15 protein-coding genes are annotated in these 18,511 nt (G+C 49.6%); 6 read left to right on the top strand and 9 right to left on the bottom strand.

Translation table 11 applies throughout. The features are described from left to right. Window positions 1-2 precede the first annotated feature (2 nt). The 5 genes from DS731_RS18690 to pilM are packed head-to-tail and all read right to left on the bottom strand — an operon-like array spanning window position 3 to window position 4,572. Window positions 3-1,781 (bottom strand): type IV pilus secretin PilQ, encoded by a 1,779-nt coding sequence (locus DS731_RS18690; protein WP_119502738.1) that lies wholly within the window; start codon window positions 1,779-1,781, stop codon window positions 3-5. After that, window positions 1,774-2,325 (bottom strand): pilus assembly protein PilP, encoded by a 552-nt coding sequence (locus DS731_RS18685; protein WP_232373409.1) that lies wholly within the window; start codon window positions 2,323-2,325, stop codon window positions 1,774-1,776. Before DS731_RS18685 ends, DS731_RS18690 begins: the two co-directional genes overlap by 8 nt. After that, complete coding sequence (locus tag DS731_RS18680; protein ID WP_119502737.1) at window positions 2,322-2,933, bottom strand: type 4a pilus biogenesis protein PilO; 612 nt, start codon at window positions 2,931-2,933, stop codon at window positions 2,322-2,324. The genes DS731_RS18685 and DS731_RS18680 overlap by 4 nt, the downstream gene beginning before the upstream one ends. After that, window positions 2,930-3,517, bottom strand: coding sequence for a PilN domain-containing protein (locus DS731_RS18675; protein WP_119502736.1), 588 nt, complete (start codon window positions 3,515-3,517; stop codon window positions 2,930-2,932). The genes DS731_RS18680 and DS731_RS18675 overlap by 4 nt, the downstream gene beginning before the upstream one ends. Beyond that, window positions 3,505-4,572, bottom strand: coding sequence for a type IV pilus assembly protein PilM (gene pilM, locus DS731_RS18670; RefSeq protein ID WP_119502735.1), 1,068 nt, complete (start codon window positions 4,570-4,572; stop codon window positions 3,505-3,507). The genes DS731_RS18675 and pilM overlap by 13 nt, the downstream gene beginning before the upstream one ends. Before the next feature lie 141 nt (window positions 4,573-4,713). Between pilM and DS731_RS18665 the strand changes: the two genes are divergently transcribed. Then, the gene (locus DS731_RS18665; protein WP_119502734.1) at window positions 4,714-7,401 is read left to right on the top strand and encodes a penicillin-binding protein 1A; all 2,688 of its coding nucleotides are present in this window, start codon (window positions 4,714-4,716) and stop codon (window positions 7,399-7,401) included. Between the two features lie 50 nt (window positions 7,402-7,451). Continuing rightward, entirely contained in the window at window positions 7,452-9,143 is a 1,692-nt protein-coding gene (locus DS731_RS18660) for an NAD-dependent malic enzyme (RefSeq protein WP_119502733.1), read from the top strand. 168 nt (window positions 9,144-9,311) lie between these two features. On the opposite strand, the gene DS731_RS22060 is transcribed toward DS731_RS18660, so the two are convergent. Then, window positions 9,312-10,670, bottom strand: a complete 1,359-nt coding sequence (locus DS731_RS22060; RefSeq protein WP_181013637.1) for a CsgG/HfaB family protein — start codon at window positions 10,668-10,670, stop codon at window positions 9,312-9,314. 617 nt (window positions 10,671-11,287) lie between these two features. Here DS731_RS22060 and DS731_RS18650 point away from each other — a divergent pair. From DS731_RS18650 to DS731_RS18635, 4 genes are all read left to right on the top strand, one after another. Beyond that, window positions 11,288-12,292: a DUF4382 domain-containing protein gene (locus DS731_RS18650; RefSeq protein ID WP_161599181.1), complete on the top strand. Its 1,005-nt coding sequence runs from the start codon at window positions 11,288-11,290 to the stop codon at window positions 12,290-12,292. Between the two features lie 228 nt (window positions 12,293-12,520). Further along, a complete protein-coding gene (locus DS731_RS18645; RefSeq protein WP_232373572.1) occupies window positions 12,521-13,012 on the top strand; it encodes a YgjV family protein in 492 nt (163 codons plus the stop codon). Beyond that, window positions 13,012-13,617, top strand: a complete 606-nt coding sequence (locus tag DS731_RS18640; RefSeq protein WP_119502731.1) for an FMN-binding negative transcriptional regulator — start codon at window positions 13,012-13,014, stop codon at window positions 13,615-13,617. Before DS731_RS18645 ends, DS731_RS18640 begins: the two co-directional genes overlap by 1 nt. Before the next feature lie 74 nt (window positions 13,618-13,691). Then, the gene (locus tag DS731_RS18635; RefSeq protein ID WP_119502730.1) at window positions 13,692-14,591 is read left to right on the top strand and encodes a hypothetical protein; all 900 of its coding nucleotides are present in this window, start codon (window positions 13,692-13,694) and stop codon (window positions 14,589-14,591) included. 57 nt (window positions 14,592-14,648) lie between these two features. On the opposite strand, the gene DS731_RS18630 is transcribed toward DS731_RS18635, so the two are convergent. From DS731_RS18630 to argH, 3 genes are all read right to left on the bottom strand, one after another. After that, window positions 14,649-15,608: an alpha/beta hydrolase gene (locus DS731_RS18630; RefSeq protein WP_119502729.1), complete on the bottom strand. Its 960-nt coding sequence runs from the start codon at window positions 15,606-15,608 to the stop codon at window positions 14,649-14,651. A 190-nt stretch (window positions 15,609-15,798) separates the two neighbouring features. Next, the gene (gene argA / locus DS731_RS18625) at window positions 15,799-17,109 is read right to left on the bottom strand and encodes an amino-acid N-acetyltransferase (RefSeq protein WP_119502728.1); all 1,311 of its coding nucleotides are present in this window, start codon (window positions 17,107-17,109) and stop codon (window positions 15,799-15,801) included. A gap of 8 nt (window positions 17,110-17,117) precedes the next feature. Beyond that, window positions 17,118-18,500: an argininosuccinate lyase gene (gene argH / locus DS731_RS18620; protein WP_119502727.1), complete on the bottom strand. Its 1,383-nt coding sequence runs from the start codon at window positions 18,498-18,500 to the stop codon at window positions 17,118-17,120. Window positions 18,501-18,511 lie beyond the last annotated feature (11 nt).

Here is an 18,511-nt window from a genome sequence, read left to right as displayed (position 1 = left end):
TCTTACAAAGATTCTGCTACGATCTTCGGTGTGACGAAAATGAGCAGCTCCCGTTTCTGATACACAGAGGCGTTTCTTTTAAATAAATTTCCAACTACAGGTAAATCGCCGAATAACGGCACTTTGGATACATCTGAGGTACTGGTTTGCTGGAAAATACCACCCAGAACCACAGTTTCGCCGTTGTCTACCAGCACTTGTGTCTGGATCTCCTGCGTATCAATGGCAACCGCAGGGCCGGTAGATGTATCAACCGTTTCACCACGGGTATCCTGAGTAACTACCAAATCAAGAATGATCCGGTTATCAGGGGTAATGTGTGGTGTCACTTTCAGGCTCAGTACCGCTTTCTTAAACTCTACTGACGTAGCGCCGCTGGACGTCGCCTGTACATAAGGAATTTCTGTACCCTGCTCAATATAAGCTTCATGCTGGTTGGCGACTGTAATACGGGGACTGGCAATGATTTCTCCTTTATTCTCCGACTCCAGTGCTGACAACTCCAAATCCAGGATGTTACCGTCTATTAAATCGGCAATCTGAAAACCAATGCGGGCGACACCTGTGGTGGTTACCGGCAGGTTCACATTCAGCCTGTCAGAAATGTCCGGTACGCTGCCAGATGAGGCAGAATCAGCACCTTCCAGTGAACCTGAAATCGCACCGTTGCTTTGGGTATCTGTGATACCCCAGCGTACGCCGAGTTCTTCATCAACATTGTCACGTACTGTGACCATACGGGATTCTATAAGTACCTGCTTGACCGGAATATCCAGCGCATTAATAACAGCGCGGGCTTCATCGATAGACTCCTGAGTATCTTTCAGCAACAGCGTGTTGGTACGTTCATCAACTGTAACTGAACCACGGTCGGATAAAATGCCGCCATCCTGCGATTTCAAAATTTGCGCAATGGCATCCGCCTTTGCGTAATTCACCGTGATATTCGATGTAGTCAGCGGTGCCAGATCTGACACCTGCTTTTTCGATTGTAACTGGGCAGTTTCCCGCGCGGTCAGCTCTTCTGCAGGAGCAACCAGCAGAATATTGCCTTCCATACGCTTATCCAGCCCTTTGATTTTAAGAATCATCGCCAGTGCCTGATCCCAGGGCACCCCTTCAAGGCGAATAGTTACGTTGCCGGTAACCGTGTCTGTGGTCACCAGGTTGAAGCCATTGGTTTGAGCAATGATCTGCAGCACCTGACGAACCGGTACGTCCTGGAAGTCCAGTGAAATAGGCTTGCCTGAGTATTCCGGATCTTTATCAAGTTCAGCCAGTTCTTCTTTACTCATTGGCTGTATTTCAATACGCAGCGTATTGCCCTGCTTGCGGTGGCGGGCCAGCACAGTGCCTTTGTAATTAATAACAAGGCTGGCACTTTCTTCGTCCTGGAAAGTCTCAATAGACTGCACCTCTGTGCCGAACTGAACCACATCGAGTTCAACCAGCTGGTCATCTCCGAGTTCAGTTTTTGGCAGAGTGATGGTGAGTTTTCCCTGTGCCTCAATGAGTTGCGGTGAAAAGTTGTCGTTATCAAATTCGATAACGGTGACAGCCATATTGTCGGCTTCACGGGAAAAATCGATATTGGTCAGGGTTGAGTTGAAGATCTTATCGACTTCAGCGTAAGGATCCAGCAGTACGGTTTCCTGTTCCTGGGCAATAGCCGGCGCAGCCAGGACATTAAAAATCACCAGCGCAGCCACAGAGCCACCCACCCAAAGCCATCTGCGGCTCCGGTTGTGCAGCTTTTTATTGAAAAGGTATCGCTCAGACATTGTTATTATCTCCTGCCGCTGCATTCATCGACAGCGTGGTTTGTTCCCGTTGCCAGCATCCCGCTCCGTCGGGTAGCAATTGTTCAATAATAATGGATTCGGTGCCAATTGACTTAATTTTTCCGTAAAACAAACCGACATGACTTCCTTCACGGGCTTTTAACAGGCTGCCCTCGTTGGTCTTGAACAATACCCAGCGTACACCCTGCGTGCTAAATGTGCCAGATAACGTCAGAGAATCAAGACCATACTTCTCAAGTTCTTCTTTTCTGCGGTCAAAATCAGGCTGTAAACAATTGTTGTTTGTGGCGACGACCACCGGAGAGGTGCGATCCACCGGACGGGCGAAAGGGCTTCTGAAAGAAGAGGCTTCATATTCAAAAGCCGGTTGGGATTTGAACTCAGGGTACGGGTCAACCTGTACCTGCGTTGTAGCTTTCACCTGCTGGATGTACGACACCAGGTCGTCGACCCGTGCGCCACAGGCGGAAAGTACAGAAACCAGTGCTGCTAGCAGAACAAAACGTGACGATTTTAACATCATGGCTGTTTTGCTCCCTGTTGAGAATTCATGGAAGTACGGTAGGTTTTCGCTTGCATCTGCAGATTCAGACGGTCCGCTTCGTGCACAATCTCAAAATCGTGCAGAGTAACGATCCTTGGTAAATCAGCTATTTCAGACACAAATTCACCAAAGTTGTGATAGCCGCCTGATACCTCAATTTCGATAGGTAATTCAGTATAGAATTCTTTCGGCACTTCCTGCTGCCAGTTCAGTAACTTAAAAGTCAGACCAGACGTGGTACCTACGTAGGTAATGTCGTCCAGAAGTCCCGGCGTTTCGTTACTGGTGGGCAGTGAACGTAGCATGGTAGAGAAATCGGCCTCAATTTGCTTTAACTGTTCCATGTAAGCATTGAGGTTCACCGCTATACGGTATTTGGCCTGGAACTGCATTTTCAGTTCCTGTTCTTCAATTTCTGCCTGTTCAAGCACCGGGAGCTTAGGTTTTACAATGAACCAGTAGCTCAATGCACCGACCACGATAATCACGAACAGCATTACCACCAGTTTGACTTCCTTCGACCAGATGGCAACCTGTTCAAAATCCAGTTCGTTGAGTTCTTTCAGCTTACTAAAATCAAAACTCATTTTTTATTACCTCCCGCAGAAGGTTGTTCAATGCGTGGTGCAACTTCCGGGCTGATATTAAATTTAAGTGTGAAGTCGCTTACTGCGTCACTGGCCGATGTGTCTGCTTTAATCGATGACAATTCACCGCCCGAAAATACCGGAGAGTTATCAAGCCGGCGCATAAAATCTGACAGGCGGTTGTTGGAGTCACTCAGCCCCTGTATTTCAATACTGTTACCCAATCTTCTCATAGAAGTAAAAGACACACCGGCTGGCAGGATCCTGGCCAGCTCATCAAACACCGAGGGAGCAACGTTCCGGCTGACCTGAAGCTGTTCAATCAGTGCCATGCGCTGTTCAATCGCTTTCTTCGCTTCTTTAATTTTCTGGATTTCCGCGATTTGCTTATTCAGAACAGCAATTTCTTGTTTGAGGTAATTATTGCGGGAATTCTGATTACGGATTTGTGCATCGATGACCTGACCCACTGCCCAGAAAATTGCACCGACAAAAATGGCGATGCCGAGAATAAGGATCAGATACTGTTGTTTTTGTTGCTGGCGTTGCTTTTCCCGCCACGGAAGCAGGTTTACATGTGCCATTCGCTAAAGCTCCGGCTGGCCAGACCCGCGGCAAGGGCAAGCTGGGGGGCCAGCGCCGCCAGTTTTTCCTGATCGAGTTTGGGATTAACGGTCATACCTTCAAAAGGATTAAATACTTCTATTTCCATACCCAGGTCCTGTCTCAACGACTCGACAAGTTCCGGTATGGTGGCACCGCCGCCGGCGAAGACAATTTTCTCCGGGCGATCGCCGTGCAGTGTAGACACGTACATTTGTATGGCCCGCTGGATCTGTTGCTGCAGGTTGGCAGCAAAAATGGGCAGGGTGTCCTGTTGCCAGTTACCCGGCAGCGTGCCCAGCAGAATTTGTTTTTCTACCTCGTCGGGCTCCATCATATTGATGGCCGCAAGATCCTGAATCAGCATGTTCATGCCAAAAGCATGCTCTTTGGTGTAAATCACTTCACCGTTTTGCCATACACAGATTTGCAGCAGTGAAGCACCCAGGTTGATACAGCAAATTTTCTCGTCCTCGTTTTCCAGAGGATGGAAGTAAAACAGGGCATTACCCAGCGCATAACCTTCCATATCAACCACTTTAGGTTCGAAGGGAACTTCTCTTACCAGGGTGATACGGCTGTCGACCAGGTCTTTGTGGGCAGCAGAAAGGAGCACATTGTCTTTGCCGGGGTAGGTTTTACTGGGACCGAGTACTTCGAAGTCCAGATACACTTCCTCGAGAGGATAGGGGATCAGGCTGTCTGCTTCGATTTCAATCTGACCTTCCAGCTCGAAATCAGACTGTTCCGGGTCCATGTGTACCACTTTACTGATCACAGACGAGCCCGCTACGGCAATATTGACCGCTTTAACCTTGGTTTTCAGTACTTTCTTAATTTTCTTCAGCGTAATACTGATGGCGTCGAAATCTTTGATTTCACGTTCGGAAAACGCCCGTTTCGAGATAGGCTCGCATGCGAACGCCTGCAGCACAAAGCCTTTGGCATTGCGTTCAATCAACACTGCTTTTATTTGACGAGTGCCTATGTCAAGGCCCACAATAGGTGGCAGCTTTTTCTTAAACAGCGATTTCATTTGCTGGCGTCCGGAATTTCAGAATTAATACTCTAAGGTAGAATGTAACGCAAAATATTTAAACTGTATGGTTATGATACAGGTACATAGGTATAAATTTCTGACACTAACCGGCGTAACACTCTTGGTAATGAAAACTTCGTGAAGTACATAAAATCCCTTTTTCTGATTGCAATTATTGGCGGCACGCTAGGCGTAGCGGCACTTGCCGGTATTTATTTTTATATCAAACCAGACCTGCCGAGTGTTACTGTCCTGAAGGATGTACGCTTACAAACACCCATGAGAATTTATACCTATGATGGAAAATTAATTTCTCAATATGGAGTTAAACGGCGGATCCCGGTAAAACTTGAGGACGTACCTGAAAAATTGATTCAGGCGGTAATTGCTACCGAAGACAGCCGTTTTTATGAACACTATGGTATCGATCCTATCGGTGTGGCACGGGCGGCTTTCAATTTAATTATCACCGGTGAAAAGCAGCAGGGCGCCAGTACGCTCACCATGCAGCTCGCCCGCGGATTCTTCCTGACCCGGGACAAAACCTTCATCCGTAAGATCAAAGAAATTTTCATTGCTATTCACATGGAGCAGGTGCTGAGTAAGCAGGAAATCCTCGAGCTATACCTGAACAAGGTTGAACTTGGTCACCGTGCATTTGGCTTCGGTGCCGCTGCCCAGGTGTATTACGGGAAGAATTTAAAAGAACTGAACCTTGCCCAACTCGCTACGATTGCCGGTTTACCACAGGCGCCATCGGTGCTGAATCCTGTAAGCCGGCCGGAACGTTCGGTTGAGCGCCGGCGTATTGTGTTATTACGTATGCTGGATGAGGGCTTTATCACGAAGGCTGAGTTTAATGAAGCCGCCGGTGCGCCGGTAACGGCACGTAAACACGGCGCTGAAATAGATCTCGACGCCCCGTACCTTGCTGATTTGATCTATAACGAGATGGTTGAAATCTACGGGAAGGAAGAGGCTGAAACCGGGGGATATCAGGTATACGCCACTGCGCCGTCTGATATTCAGCAAGCAGCACAGGACGCAGTAGTACGTAACTTGCACGACTATGATGAACGTCATGGTTACAGAGGCCCGGTGACCTGGTTGTGGAACAAGCCTGCGAAAGATGAAGATGATGAGCCGGAAGAAAATTCTCTGGCCCTGACCGATCAAAACAAACAATGGACGCCGGATGAAGTGCGGGCTGCGCTGGATGCGGTGCCGCATTTCCACCCGCTGGTGCCAGCGGTGGTCACGCAGGTCTTTGATCCTGCCACGCCGGAAGAAGAGCCGTCGATAACAGTGACCGACCTGAATGGCGTGGAGCGTGTGATTAACTGGGAAGGTCTCGACTGGGCCCGCCCTTACATTACCGATTCCCGCCAGGGGGATGAACCTGAAACCGCATCGGATATTGTTTCTCCCGGTGCTGTGATTTATATCCGCATGCAGGACGAGCAGTGGCGGCTGGCACAAATTCCGGCGGTCAGCGGTGCTCTCATTGCACTGAATCCTCATAACGGTGCGGCTGAGGCTGTGGTTGGCGGCTACAGCTTCTATCAGAGCCAGTTTAACCGTGCTACCCAGGCCAAGCGTCAGGTAGGTTCAAATATTAAACCCTTTATCTATTCCGCTGCGCTGGAAAATGGTTATACCCTGGCATCCGTCATTAATGATGCGCCGATCAATCAGTGGGATGCTACCACCGGTGTGGCCTGGCGTCCGCAGAACTCACCTCCGGAATACGACGGACCAATCCGTATGCGGGTGGCACTAGGTAAATCGAAGAACGTGGTCTCAGTGCGTTTGCTGCGGGGTGTGGGATTACAAAAAGCCAGAGAGCATCTGGCAAAATTCGGCTTCGATAAAGACGAAGTGCCTAACGATGAAACAGTGTCACTGGGTTCCGGCGCGCACACGCCGCTGGAAGTCGTAAGGGCCATGTCTGTTATCGCCAACGGCGGTTACCTGATTACACCATACTTTATAGACCGTGTGCTCAACGAGCAGGGAGAGCAATTGTGGCAAGCCTCTCCGGCGTGGGCGTGCAACCCGTGCTCTGAAAGCGGTGAGCAAATAGCGGGCGCGACTGCTCAGGACTACAGTGAAGACAATGTAGAGGCTATGCTGGAAGCCCAACTGAACGCTGAGGGCGGCCTGGGCAAAGGCTTGCCGGTTACAACTGATGATTCAACAGAAAAGCGCTCAGCGCCAAGAGTGATCAGTGCACAAAATGCCTTCCTGGTAGCTGATATGATGCGAACCGGTGTACGTGCCAATGGTAGCTGGAGCAAGAAAACCTACTGGATGGGCACCGGCTGGCGGGCGAGAAATATTCTCCAGCGGGATGACCTGTCGGGCAAAACGGGTACAACCAATGATGCGCGGGATACGTGGTTCAGCGGATTTCATCGGGATATTATCGCAACAGCCTGGGTTGGATTTGACGATATGAACCGTAATCTTGGCCGCTCCACCCGTAATCAGAATCTGATTAACCGTAATCCTGAGAAGTTTAACTGGCTGGGTAATGCCATGATTGGTGGTGAAGATGGCGCGAAAGCGGCACAACCTGCCTGGATCCGGTTTATGCAGAAAATACTCGATGGGGTGCCGGAAGAACCGATGGCCATTCCTGAAGGAGTGGTACGAGTTCGTATTGACAGGGGCACAGGAAAGTTGACCAGACGAACAGACCATACGACACTATTTGAATACTTTGCGCAAGGCACCGAACCGAAGGTGTTCGTGCTTGACGATGAAATCGTCGATCCTGCACAAGGTGACGAAAACGCAGCGCCCGAGCCAGAGGAAATCTTTTAGGCGAGAAGGTTTTGGCCGGGCTACATTCCCAACAATAAATCGGATAAACAATGTCAGACGAGTCAAACCGATATTTATATATACCCCACGCTGGACCCTCACTGTTAGAAACGCCCTTGTTGAACAAGGGCAGTGCTTTTACGGCCCGTGAACGGGCCTCATTCAACCTGACCGGATTACTTCCGCCAAGGTATGAGTCAATTGAAGAACAGGTTGAACGTGCGTTCATGCAATACAGTTCTTTTGATGATGCTCTGAATAAGCACATCTATCTGCGGGCCATTCAGGATAATAACGAAACCCTGTTCTATCGCCTTATCCAGTCACATATTGAAGAAATGATGCCCATCATCTACACCCCTACAGTAGGTGATGCCTGTGAGCAGTTTTCTGACATCTATCGCAGTTCCCGCGGACTTTTTGTTTCCTGGGAAGAGCGTCATCAACTGGATGACATCGTCAGGAACGCAACAAAACGTAAAGTAAAAGTGATTGTTGTGACCGACGGTGAGCGGATCCTGGGTCTGGGTGACCAGGGGATCGGCGGCATGGGTATTCCAATCGGTAAACTGTCGCTGTATACCGCTTGTGGTGGTATCAGCCCGGCATACACGTTACCTGTTATGCTGGATGTGGGTACCAACAACGAAAAACTGTTGAATGACCCAATGTACATGGGCGCGCGCCATCCGCGTATCGGTCAGGAAGAATATGACGAATTTGTCGACATGTTCATTAAAGCGGTTAAACGCCGCTGGCCGGAAGTAATGATTCAGTTCGAAGATTTTGCTCAGCCTAATGCGATGCCTTTGTTGCAGCGTTACCGCAACGAAATCTGCTGTTTCAATGATGACATTCAGGGCACCGCAGCGGTGACTCTGGGTACCATTCTGGCAGCCTGCCGGACCACTCAGCGCAAATTGTCTGAGATGAAAGTGGTCTTTGTCGGTGCCGGCTCAGCAGGTTGCGGTATTGCAGAGATGCTGATCCAGCAAATGGTGTCAGAAGGACTGAGTGATGCGCAGGCGCGCAAGCAGGTCTTTATGATTGACCGTTTTGGCTTGCTGACTGAAGGTATGGAAGGCTTACGAGACTTCCAGGCGAAACTGCAGCACAGTCAGGAAGACATTGCAGACTGGACGTTCTCCGGTAAATTCCCGTCGTTGCTGGATGTGATGCATTGCGCTCAGCCTGATGTGCTGATAGGCGTATCCGGTCAGCCGGGTCTGTTCACTGAGCAGGTTATCCGCGCAATGAAGAGTCATTGCGAACTGCCTATTATCTTCCCGTTGAGTAATCCGTCACGTCAGGTTGAAGCCCGGCCTGAGCAGGTTATTGAGTGGACAGACGGTGAAGTTGTCATTGCTACCGGCAGCCCGTTCAAGCCTGTTGAGTACAACGGTAAGGTGTATCCTGTTGCCCAGTGTAACAACAGTTATATCTTCCCGGGGATTGGCCTGGGTGTTATTGCGGGTAAGGCAAAACTCATCAGTGATGAAATGTTGATGGCAGCCAGTAATGCGCTGGCCTCGGCCTCACCCATGGCAAATACCGGTGAAGGCTGCTTATTGCCGCCACTTACTGAAATTGCAACTCTGAGCAAAGACATCGCCTTTGCCGTGGCGAAAGTGGCTATGGAGCAGGATCTGGCGCTGGAAATGACAGACGAGGCCCTGAAAGCGAGTATCGAGAAAAACTTCTGGCAGGCTGAATACCGCCCGTATAAGCGGGTAAGTATTTAAGTACAGTAAAGCCGGAGCCGCTAATACCGGTATAAAGCATACCGGTATTATTCAGCGCCGGCCGCATTGACTGCGAATAAAAAAAGACCGTGCAACGCAAGTTGTACGGTCTTTTCGTTTATGCAGACTCAATCCTTTTGAGATGAGTTCCTTCGGTTATCCTTCCGCTTAAATCCCTTCAGGGAAGAGCGATTCTTTGGTTACTACCTGAATGCTTTCGATGATACTGCGGACATCCGGATCTAATTTTTCATTTTTAAGGGCGAGCATCCGGTTACGTTCAAATAGCTCTGTATGTTGTTCAATGCGTTTACCCATTTTACTCCAGGCCTGAGCCCTTGCCTGATAAGGCCAGGCTTCCAACTCGATGCGTTGTGAATCCAGTTGTGTTAGCAACATGGATGCAACAGAAGCAATAGTCATACCTCCGAATATGCTTGAATCTGTTTTGTCAGGATCTATGGACACGAAAGTAGTCATCATCGGTCCATAGGTTTTTAACCAGTCGTAATATTTGTTGAAAGCCTGCTCATCATACTCATCAACAGCAAAGTTGTACGACTCACGTTCAGATACGGTCACCCGTGTAGGTGTAGGGTCTACATAAACGGCAGTGGTGGTTGTAGCCGTGGTGACGATAGGGCCTGCATCCGTCGCTTCAGGCATCGGGTCATCTGCGCCGCCTACCGTTAACAATCCGCCTTTACCTAAGCCGCCTTTTACTTCCTGAGCCTTATATGTGCGCAGGGCCATTACCATTTGGTTATATGAATCGGCAAATGCAGTTACCAGCATTTTACCTTCCGGTGTTTTCGAGAAACCCCCGGCGCCACCGGCTGCCGCCCCGGCAAACATGCCCCCAAACAGGCTGAAGTCGTGATTCGCTGCGCTGCCTGTGGATGATGAAACCTGAACACCGGAGCTATTATCAATGAGCAGTAACGAGGTTGCCGCTTCGTTTTTACTGAAGCCGCCGCCCACGATAGAGCCCAGCGCGCCAAATAATGCACCGCCTATGGCTTTACCGCCCTGTGTTTTTTCTGCAAACAACACGGAAGGGCTGAGAGTATAGTCTGCGGCAACCATCTGACCGCCACCAATGTTTGAGCCTGAACGCAACTGACCGGATTGCATCAACTGCCGCTCAGTATTCATGGCATTCATTGCGCGGCCCCGCTCAACAATAACAAAACAGTTGGATTGCTGAATCATCAGGCGGATCACCGGAATCGTGCTGCCTAATTTGGGATAGGTCCTGCGGTATTCGGACCACCAGGGTAAAGAGGTGTCTTCAAATACACTGAGTGTACCGAGGGTTTCGTCGCAGTTTTCCAACTGGGTATTGTTATTAGCTGCAGATGCCCCGCCGGCTCCACCACTTACAGCGCCAGAATCACTGCCGCCCATTTTAGGACTGGTAGACATACAGGCGGTCGCAAAAAACAAAGCGCTGATAACGGTTATAACGGGTTTGGCGAGGGATTGTACCTGGGATGCACAACCTGAGCCTGGATTATTCCTTTTCACAATCAATTCCTCTGATAGGTGTAATAAGTAAACCGGATCAGGCTGGATTTATGACGATAATAGAAACAACACCCGATTCCGGTGTTGAACAAAAGATGGCGGAGTTGACTGCGCGAACTTATCCATAAGCTTCGGGGATGGTCGCACTTCCCTTTTGACGACTCAACAAATTCAAAATAGCACTGCAGGCCAGATGGGACAAGATAATTGATCAAAAAATGATCGCCGTATGGGATAAGCAACAATACCTGACAGGATGAACAGGAATTTATGTTACGGCACATGCTCCTAACTCATTGATCTGTAGTTGTGCGTGAATGGCTTAACCCCCACGTTGAAGAAAAACTGTACGCTCTGCGGGTAAAAAGTAAACGAACGCATACGTAAACTAAAAAACCGCCTGCACGGGCCTTAAAGTGTCGGTACATCGCTACGTTTTCACTTCACAAATGACTACGTTACTCACTCCATTGTTGGTTAAGCTTTTGTTTTATATGGTTTTGTATTCTTTGGCACATTGCTTGATATGACCATGGCACAGAAACAAATTCTGGTTAACGCCTATATAGAATTTTAGTGATATTTAAACAGCAATGCAGAAAAAACGGAGAATAATAATGAAAACGGGAGCTGGTGCAGTAATGAAGCGCTATGCAAAGAAAATTAGTCGTGTTCTGAAGCAGGCAGGTCCTGCGGCTCTCATTATTTCTTCTGTTTCGGTACTGACTGCCTGTGGTGGTGGCAGTGGTAGTGAAGTGACTCAGGCCGAAGATACAGAAACGTTTTTCTCTAATTTCACATTCAATATCTCAGATGCGCCGGTGGATAACGCCAGTGAAGTGGTCGTATTTTTCAGCACCGTTGAGTTACGCGGGAATGGTGATGCCATCACTATCGATGTCACAGACAGTAACGGCGATCCCCGCGAGATAGATTTGCTTACCCTTCAGGGAAATGCATTTGCATCGTTGATAGAAGATTTTGAATTGCCCGCCGGTGAATACACGCAAATTCGCATTCCGGTGTCTGAAGCGTCTTACGTGGTCATGGGTGATGGCACCTGGCCTTTGTCCGTACCTTCCGGTGAAGTGAAGTTAGACGGTTTTACTGCGCTGGCCGGAGAGGAGCAGACATTTACCGTCGAATTTGATTTACGTAAAAGCCTGGTGGATCCGCAAGGTCAGGATGAGGTGTTCCTGAAACCCCGGGGAATACGCCTGGTCGATAACAGCGAAGCCGGCGGCATTGAAGGCCGTGTCGGGGAGTCTTTGCTGACTCAGGCAGCTTGTTCTGTGAAGTCTGACTTTACCTACGGTAATGCTGTTTACGTATTTGAAGGCACGGGTCTGGATGTGGCCTCCTTAGGGGATGATGCAGACACCAGTGCCACGGATACTGAGTTTCGTCCGGTCGCTATTGCAACGGTTAATACCGAGACCAGTTTCGATCAATCATCTTACGGACTGGGCTATCTGGAAGCCGGCGATTACACGCTGGCACTGACCTGTCTGGGTCATCTGGACGAGCCTGAAACCGACGATGATAACGAATTTTCTTTTTTAACTGTCAAAGAAGTCACGGTTGCTGCTAACGAAGTAACAATAGCCAACTTTGACAATTGAGCCTGTTTGCGGGCAATGGACTGTCCGCTCTTTTATTCTTGTCTGGTGTGAAAGCATCTCAGAGTTATCTGAGATTTCACACCAGAGGTTTACATTTGAGCCGGCCAGCCAGCCGACTCCGGACAATCATTGCGTGGTGGCTGCTTAGTTGATACTTTAACGGTATCAACGCGTTTACCTTCATCTTACATGACTCTCCCTGAGATAGACTTTGCCCAGGCAGTGGGGCTGCTTAGCTTTGTGCTTGGCATACTGTGCTTTTACCAAAAAGACGACCGGCATCTGAAATTGATGATGGTAGTGATGAACCTTAATCATGCCTTCCACTTTTTCCTTCTGAATGCCATTACGGCAGCCGTAAGCGCACTGCTGGCCGTTTTGCGAACCGGATTATCGCTGAAAACCAGTTCGCCGGTGGTGGCTTTCTGGTTCATTGCTTTTACGATGGGGTGGGGGATCTGGCTGGCAGACAGCTGGAAAGACTTGTTCCCCATTCTCGGCAGTTGCGTAGGCACTTATGCGGTTTTTTGTCTCACCGGCATTTCTATGCGCATTGGCTTCATAATTGGTGCATTGTGCTGGCTGACTAATAATATACTGGTGGGGTCTATAGGCACCACGCTGCTGGAACTTACCCTGATTGCGGTGAATTTAAATACCATCCGCCGGCTCTGGCTGCATAAAAAACTTAATGAAGATGTCCATGAGGCAGGAACCTGATGTTTATTCCTAAAAATATGCGCATGCCTGCGGGCGGACAAACCTGGTCGTTCATTAAAGCGCACAGCTTCGGTGTGATGATTACACCTGATCTCACCGCCACACATTTACCTTTTGTGGTTCGTGAACAGGAAGGGCAACTGCTGGGTCATATGGCGAAAGCAAATCCTCAGTGGCGGGATGCAGATGGTCAGCGGGTGCTGGTAATTTTTTCCGGCCCTCACAGCTATATTTCTCCCCGCTGGTATGCCAGTAAGCCAAACGTCCCCACATGGAACTATGCTGCTGTACACGCTTACGGGACGCTGGAACTTGTTGAAGATGAGGCAAACCTTGCCGCTATGATGGCACTGGTTGAAACCTACGATCCGGGACTCACCGGGGATAAAAGTATTATGTCTGACGACTATGTAAATAAGTTATCCGGTGCAACCACCGGATTTCGTATTCAGGTGGACACGCTGGAAGGCAAAGAGAAACTGAATCAGCACAAGTCACAGGCTGATCAGCAAGGCGTTTACCGGGCTTTGCAGCAATCACAAGATACAGACGCACAGGCGCTGGCGAACTACATGAAATCACGGCAATTGGGGACCGGGGAATAATTTCCGGCCCCTGACTTTAATCTGTTATTATCCATTTCCATCTCTGGCGTAACAAAATTCCCCCATAATCCATCATGGTAAAAATCCTGTTTGCTTTTATTGGCCTTGCTGCGTCCGTGGCAGGCATTATTACGCTCACTGCTGTGCACGATCTTTACAGTAAAAAGCGCGTTAATCTTGATCCTCATCTGCGGGAGATTTCCGGTATCGAGTTCGACAAGAAAGACCGGTTATGGGCGATTAATGATGGTGGCGATGACCCGGTGCTCTATCAACTGGATGACGACGGCAGTATTGTTCGCAAAATACATGTGACCAACGCCAAAAATATCGATTGGGAAGATATGACGCAGGATGCCTTCGGGCATTTTTTCTTAGGGGATTTCGGCAATAACGATCAGTCCAGAAAATGGCTGACGGTATACAAAATAGAAAATCCAATCGATATTAAAACCGATACGACGGAAGCTGAAATCATCAAATTTACTTATCCGGAAATGGACGGTTCTCCAATCCCGCCGGAACACCGTAATTTTGATTTGGAAGCATTCGTGGAATTTGACCACAATCTGTATCTGTTTACCAAAAACCGTACTATTCCTTTCGACGGTCTGACCAACCTGTACCGCATCGGCGATTATGCCGCGAACTTCGAAGCTGAATTGCTGGGCTCATTCCAAACCTGTACCACGCTTGAAAAACTCTGTTGGATCACGTCGGCGGCCTTAAACCCTGAAAGGGATATGCTGGTTCTGCTGGACTCCACCAGCTTATGGTTGTTCGAGAACTTTGAAGGAGATAATTTCTTTTCCGGCGATGTCTCACGGATTGATTTAGGTATCGTGACCCAAAAGGAAGCGGTGGCGTTTTATAACAGCAATACCATTGTACTGACCGATGAGGAGTTCAATGGTATTGGTGGGAATGCCTATGTCATCAAGCTGGATGAAGCTGAGATTAAGCGCATCCGCTGATGCCGCTGTTCCTGAAGCCGGACAGCGGCAGATTACATATCTGTCAGGGGGCAGTGTTTATCTGGCGAACTGTCTGAACACGTAGGGTAGCGACGCTCCCAGCGTTTCTCCGTGAGAGAGGCCCTGAAGCGTAGTCATTTCAGCATCAACACCGGCTGCTTTTAAACGTTCAACCATTCTGGCGGTTTCACCGGCAGGAACCGATTCTCTGGCTTTGTACACGGCAGCCAGTGTTGCGGCATCCCGATCTCCCCGCGGGCGGCGTTTTGCCTCACCGCCAAAACCCGTGAGTACTAACAGGCTTTTGTCTTTAATGTCAGCGGGGCTTTCTGTTAGCAGGTCATGCTCCTCAGATAAAATATAACCTTCTCCCCACCACAGTGACGGATCGACAGGGGCATAGAACGCGAAGCTGTCTGGCCGGGTAAACAGGGCGTGTAAAACGAAGATACCGCCATAGGAATGACCCCATAATCCCGTCTTCTCAGGGTTAACCGGGGTATTGTCTGAAATGGCAGGAATGACCTTACCGGTGATAAAAGACAAGTATCCGTCTGCGCCACCATACTCTCTGCCGGGGCGTTGTTCTTTAGCACTAAATGCAGATTCATTGACGGCCGGAGTGTAGTCATAGGCGCGGGCATCGCCGTCTATGCGCAGATCGTTGTCATGAGCGAGGAATGCCAGTACCGGCGGGGCTGCGCTTTGCGACAGCTCACTTAGTAAGTCTGCAGACACTTCCATAAGTGCAGCATTACCATCGAGCATGATGAGTAAAGGATAGCCCTCCTCCGGCGCCGGTGCTTCCGGTATCGCCAGGTTCACCCGGTACGCCTTCTGCGTATCGTGTTTTGCGTCGTGTCTGGTGAATTGTAAACGGGTGAAGCGGTAGCCCGGGGCGCCGGTATCAGCCACGGTTTTACCGGTTGTTATGGTGAGATCCGGTTGAGCGTTTGCTGGTGAAACGTGACTAAGAGACAAACTGAAAAGTGAAAAAATCAAAACTCTGATAAACATATTGATAGCCTGAATAACGGAAAACGTGAATGCGACTGCAAATTGATGCCTGAAAACGAATCAGGTAAATGCAACGACCTACTTTACCATTAATGCGAATGATTATCTTTTGCTATTTGGTGTGTTCAGAGGAAGAGGGCAGTGTCATGAAAAACAACCTGCCGGATGGCAGGTTGTGATATACGGTAAGTTACAGCCCGAGGGTGAAAATCTTCGAGTTACGTTGGAAGTTATACAGTTCCTTTTTCGCCTGTGGCAACTCGCTGAGATCTGAAGGACGGAAACCGTGCTCCAGAAACCAGTGTGCTGTCAGCGTAGTCAGAACAAACAAGGTGTGAATGCCTGAATCCAGTGCACGACGTTTCACCTCTTCCAGAATGCGCTCTGCCCGGTTTTTGCCACGGTAGTCCGGGTGTGTTGCCACACAAGCCAGCTCCGCTTTGCCTTCTTCCGGATAAAGATACAGCGCCGCACAGGCGATGATCATGCCGTCACGCACAATGATAATGAACTGATTGATTTCATTCTCAAGGCGTTCACGGGAACGTTTCACCAGCGCGCCACTTTCTTCCAGCGGTTTGATGAGGTTAATGATGCCGCCCACATCTTCAATGGTGGCACCACGTAACTGCTCGTAATGGTGCTCCATCACCAGCGAACCGGCACCGTCACGGGTGAACAATTCCTGCAACAATGCACCGTCAGTCTCATAGCTGATACAGTGAGCACGGGGGATGCCGGCTGCCACACTGGTGGTCAGTGCACTTAACACCGTTTGCTCAGTCTGAATTTGCTCTTCAAAAATGAGCTCTTCCAGTTGCGGACGTTCAATGGTGCGCAGTAATTTGCCGTCGTTATGACGAATACCGTCGTCTTTGGAGAAAACGATAATTTTATCGGCCTTCAGCGCAATTGCAGCCTGCGTCGCCACGTCTTCGTGAGACAGATTGAATACTTCACCGGTGGTGGAATACCCCATGGGAGAAAGCAGAACAATCGAGCCGTCATTCAGATGATCGTTAATACCTGTGGTATCAATCCGGCGCACAAGGCCGGTATTTTCGTAATCAACACCACCACGTACACCCATAGGTTTAGCGACGACAAGATTACCGGTACACACGCGAATTTGCGCGCCGTGCATAGGCGAGTTGGGCAGTCCCATGGTCAGCAATGCTTCTACGTGACTACGCACTGAACCGGCGGCATCTTTGACACATTCCAGGGTTTGCTTGTCGGTAATGCGGACACCGTCAAGAAAACGCCCCTCGATGCCCCGCATGTTAACCCGCTCGTCTATTTGCGGACGGGCACCATGCACCAGCACCAGACGTACACCTAGACTGGCGAGCAGGGCGATATCGTGAATAATGTTGGCAAAGTTACTCTGTTCGATGGCCTCACCACCGAACATCAGCACAAAGGTTTTTCCTCTGTGCGCGTTGATGTACGGCAGCGAGCTGCGAAAGAGTTTTATGCCATCATGATGAGCTAACACCATTTTTCGTGTTACCCCAGCTTATCCAGATTTTCCAGCTCCTGATACAGTGCTTTGGTCACTGTTTCCTGGCTGGTGCCGCCCAGAATATTGCGTTGGTTAACGCCGTATTCCAGTTGCAGTTCCGGATAGACATCGTCTTCGATTTTATCGCAGATGGCCTGCAAATCAGCCAGCGGCAAATCTTCGATTGCACAGCCTTTGTCGATGGCAGCCAGCACCACTTTACCTGCAATATCATGGCCGGTACGGAACGGAATGCCCTTACCTACCAGATAATCGGCCAGTTCGGTGGCGTTAGCATAGCCCTGCTGGGCGGCTTCACGGCAACGCTCTTCATTCAGCGACAGTGAGTCGAGTACTTCAACAGCAATACACAGACAAATATGCCACTGGTTTACGGTATCAATGGCACCTTCTTTGTCTTCCTGCATGTCTTTATTGTATGCCAGTGGCAAACCTTTCATGGTAACCAGCAGGCCTTGCAGGCTGCCGAAAACACGTCCGCATTTGCCACGCATCAGTTCCAGCGCATCAGGGTTTTTCTTCTGCGGCATCAGTGACGAGCCGGAAGTTACCGCATCACCCAGTTGCAGGAAGCCTGCTTCACCTGAATTGTAGAAAATCAGATCTTCAGCCATACGGGAAATATGCATCATGCTGGTGGACGCACAGAACAGCAGTTCCAGTACGAAGTCACGGTCTGATACTGCATCCAGGCTGTTCAGGCAGGGTGAATCAAAGCCCAGTTCTTCCGCCAGTTCATAACGGTCAACCGGGTAGGTGGTACCTGCAAGCGCACCGGAGCCCAGCGGGCACTGATTCATGCGCTTTTTCAGATCTTTCATCCGGGCCAGGTCACGCTTGAACATTTCCACATAGGCTAAACACCAGTGGGCAAAATGAATCGGCTGGGCACGTTGTAAGTGGGTGTAACCCGGAATAATGGCCTGCTGGTGGCGGCTCGCGGTATTCAGCAATGAGCGGATCAGCGTTTTTAAGTCAGCTTTCAACGAGTCGACGTGTTCACGGACCCACAAACGAAAATCTGTCGCGACCTGATCGTTACGGCTGCGACCTGTGTGCAGTTTACGACCAATGTCACCCAGCTTATCGATAAGTGCCGCTTCCACGAAGCTGTGAATGTCTTCTTCCGGACTGGCGTCGAAATCCAACTCGCCTTTTTCCGCCAGTACTTTCAGTTCAGACAGGGCAGACTCTAACTGCGCCTGTTCGTCTTCAGTCAGTACACCGGCTTTCTTAAGACCGCGTGACCAGATAATGGAGCCCTGGATATCCTGTGCTGCCATCACTCTGTCGAACGGCAGGGAATCATTCACCTGCCGGAACATGTTGCTACTGCCTGCCGCAAAACGGCCGCCCCACAATGCCATGATATTCTCCT

The sequence above is a fragment of the Alteromonas sp. RKMC-009 genome, assembly GCF_003584565.2.
Taxonomy (GTDB): domain Bacteria; phylum Pseudomonadota; class Gammaproteobacteria; order Enterobacterales; family Alteromonadaceae; genus Alteromonas.
Note: the sequence above shows the minus strand (reverse complement) of the source record. Positions and strands in the feature narration are given on the sequence as shown.